We start from the raw sequence: 2,761 nt of genomic DNA, 5'->3' as shown, positions 1-2,761 counted from the left end.
ATTAATTCCTCATGTAGTGTTAGCCAGTTTTCCGGTCTGAGTGGTGTGACGTTTTGATGTCTACACCATCAGGGGAGAGAGTTGGGCTAATTTGCCCAGATTCTGGGGCAATCTTTCCCGTCATTAGCCAGAGTGTGTATTTTTCAAATTTGGGGTGATTGGTAATTTGTAGGACGGTACTTAATCCAGGCGCGGTGTGCTCACCTTCGTAGTTTTTTAGAGTGCTTAAGGCAATGCCTGTTAATTCACTAAACTTCATCTGTGTAAGTCCTTCGGCCTTACGTATAGCCCGAATTTTTTGTGACATATCCATAGTTGACAGGTTCCATTTCTAAGACTAAACTCCCTCAAAAGGTTCCATATTTAAGACCTTTTAAGGCATGAAAACCCCTAAAGATGCTGTTAGGAGCGACTATAGGCGTTTGGTCTAGCCAGATTAGCAAACGAGTTGGGAAATTACGAGGTTCTTAATTGACCACTACTGAGTGTTATAGAAAGGAAATAGATGAGTGATGGAAAAAAATTCAGATGGGTACATGCAGGTTTATTATCCAGTTGATGCAGTGCCCTATCAGAAGTTTGCTGAACTGATAGGCAAAACTCCGGGTGCTGTTAAGGGAATGATTGACAAGAGTAAATTACCAATTATTCCGTGGCAGATACCAGAGGCGCCAGAGGGAGTAAAAACTCGTGGAGAAAACTGGGTTTATTTACCTGAGTTTAATAGAGGAATGCGTGATGCATATTTGAACCGTCCCAAAGAATTACGTGATGCGTGGTTATTGTGGGTTGGATTGTAAGGTGGGTGCTATGACTCAAATACCGGCACTAGAGGAATATAGAAAGGGACGGGTAAAATTTGGAAAATTACTTATTCGACCTTTACGCAAGAACGCCGTAGATCACATTACCCGATATCAGGTCAGTGATGGCGAATACTCTTATGGTCAATTCGATTCAAAAGAGCAGGCTATCAGTTTTGCAAGGCAGCTTTACGGGAGAGAAATCAATGAATGAATTAATGAAAATTACGCATAAATATAAATTAACTGGTGATGATTTCAAAAAGACGGATCATTACAAATATTTCATGATTTCGGTAATTGGTTTGGTAACTGTGATATTAACCCCGTTATTAGTTTTTATTTATAGGTGATAAAATGGCAAATACAGAACCGTGCCGTGCTGTTGTCTTAACACTGGATGAGAAAATCGATGGTCTCAATAAAGCCTCTGAGGCGCGTAATCGGTATTTTTGTGATGATAAAGAAAATAATAACAAATTGGCAGATTTCATTGAAACTATGCGCGATCGTACAAATAACCGCATTAGAAACAATGAACGGGTTTTGCATTTGATTTTTCACTTGGCAGGTTTTGATAAAGAGCGTTATCACGTCAAGTTTAAGGAGTTAACAATAGAGGAACGGCGTTCATTAATACTGGCAATTAATCAACTTCGGGCTGTGGCATCTATATTGCCAGATAAATTGGCATTGCCAAAATCAACCCAATATTAATTTAAAGCATAATCTAAGAAATTAATGCGTAAATTCGCAGGGGTTTTTATTGCCTAAAAATAGGAAATAAAAAATGAATATAGAGCAATTAATTAAAAGAAATAGAGAAGACGAACGCAAGATATTAGCCGAGCGTTCTTCTTCACGTCTGTTAAAAATCGCGGCGCATATTGTGGCAAAGAAATTGGATTACGCCGCGTCATCTGCATTGTTGAACAGTGAAGCCGAGAAAATAGAACTCGAAGCACGGGAGCTGGAGAGTGTCTAGGGAAATCGACCATGCTTGCCAACATGCTGAGAAAACGCTAGAGCGCAGAATATCAGAGCATGTAAACCGCTCCGTCGGTGTCTCTGCGTTTGAATGTGAAGAGTGCGACCAACCTATCCCTGTGGAACGCCGGATGAGTATCGCCGGAGTCATTCGCTGCGTCGCATGTCAGGAAGTTTTTGAACTGAAACAGAAGCATTATCGGAGTATATGAATTGGTGAATAAAACTATTTTGAAATGGGCAGGCTCTAAAATTCGCATTATGGATAAATTGCTGCCCCATCTACCAGCAGGTCAACGGTTGGTTGAACCGTTCGCAGGTTCATGTTCTGTAATGATGAATACGCAATATGATGCGTATTTAATTGCGGATGCTAATAGCGACTTAATTGATATGTATCAGTGCATCAAAGAAAATTGTGATGGATTTATAAATGCTGCGCAAGACTGGTTTTCGTATTTTAATAGTGAACATGGGTTTTATTGTCTGAGGGGTTTATTTAATTCTGATGATAAAAAATATAAATCACAAATATGGCACGCATCAGTATTTTTATTTCTAAACCGGCATTGCTTTAATGGCCTGTGTCGTTATAACTCAAAAGGTGAATTCAATGTGCCTTTTGGGAATTGTAAAAAACCTTACTTTCCCGAAGTAGAAATATTGGCGTTTGCTGAGAAATCCAAGATTGCCTCTATTCATTGTGCTGATTGGCGCGAAATACTGCAACTGGTTGATTTTGGGGATGTGGTTTATTGCGATCCGCCTTATTTCACCAACGGCGTTAATTTCACGCAGTATTGCAAAACTGGCTTTCTTCATCATGACCATCAGGATCTGGCGATTTCTCTGAAACAGCTCAATGAGTTATTGGGCGTTCCTGTCATAGTGTCCAACTCCATTGAAGCCAAAGAACTTTATGCCGATCTGGGGTTCACTATCCATGAAATCGAAGCACCACGCACCATTGC

General features: G+C 40.1%; 7 protein-coding genes. 6 read left to right on the top strand and 1 reads right to left on the bottom strand.

Annotated elements, in window-relative coordinates:
• Positions 1–19: 19 nt before the first annotated feature.
• Complete coding sequence (locus BO26_RS18235) at positions 20–313, bottom strand: helix-turn-helix domain-containing protein (RefSeq protein ID WP_036773984.1); 294 nt, start codon at positions 311–313, stop codon at positions 20–22.
• A gap of 196 nt (positions 314–509) precedes the next feature.
• On the opposite strand from BO26_RS18235, the gene BO26_RS18230 reads away from it, so the two are divergent.
• From BO26_RS18230 to BO26_RS18205, 6 genes are all read left to right on the top strand, one after another.
• Positions 510–800, top strand: a complete 291-nt coding sequence (locus tag BO26_RS18230; RefSeq protein WP_036773983.1) for a Cox family DNA-binding protein — start codon at positions 510–512, stop codon at positions 798–800.
• A gap of 10 nt (positions 801–810) precedes the next feature.
• Complete coding sequence (locus BO26_RS18225) at positions 811–1,017, top strand: hypothetical protein (protein ID WP_036773982.1); 207 nt, start codon at positions 811–813, stop codon at positions 1,015–1,017.
• A 143-nt stretch (positions 1,018–1,160) separates the two neighbouring features.
• Positions 1,161–1,520 carry a DUF5347 family protein gene (locus BO26_RS18220; RefSeq protein WP_036773979.1) on the top strand — a complete coding sequence of 120 codons (360 nt, stop codon included), beginning with the start codon at positions 1,161–1,163 and terminating at the stop codon, positions 1,518–1,520.
• Positions 1,521–1,593: 73 nt separating this feature from the next.
• Positions 1,594–1,788, top strand: a complete 195-nt coding sequence (locus tag BO26_RS18215; protein ID WP_036773977.1) for a DUF2732 family protein — start codon at positions 1,594–1,596, stop codon at positions 1,786–1,788.
• Entirely contained in the window at positions 1,781–2,002 is a 222-nt protein-coding gene (locus BO26_RS22465; protein WP_036773976.1) for a TraR/DksA family transcriptional regulator, read from the top strand. The genes BO26_RS18215 and BO26_RS22465 overlap by 8 nt, the downstream gene beginning before the upstream one ends.
• 4 nt (positions 2,003–2,006) lie before the next feature.
• On the top strand, positions 2,007–2,761 hold a 755-nt coding region (locus tag BO26_RS18205), incomplete at its 3' end, for a DNA adenine methylase (protein WP_236637585.1).

The sequence above is a fragment of the Photorhabdus australis DSM 17609 genome, from assembly GCF_000711895.1.
GTDB lineage: Bacteria > Pseudomonadota > Gammaproteobacteria > Enterobacterales > Enterobacteriaceae > Photorhabdus > Photorhabdus australis.
Note: the sequence above shows the minus strand (reverse complement) of the source record. Positions and strands in the feature narration are given on the sequence as shown.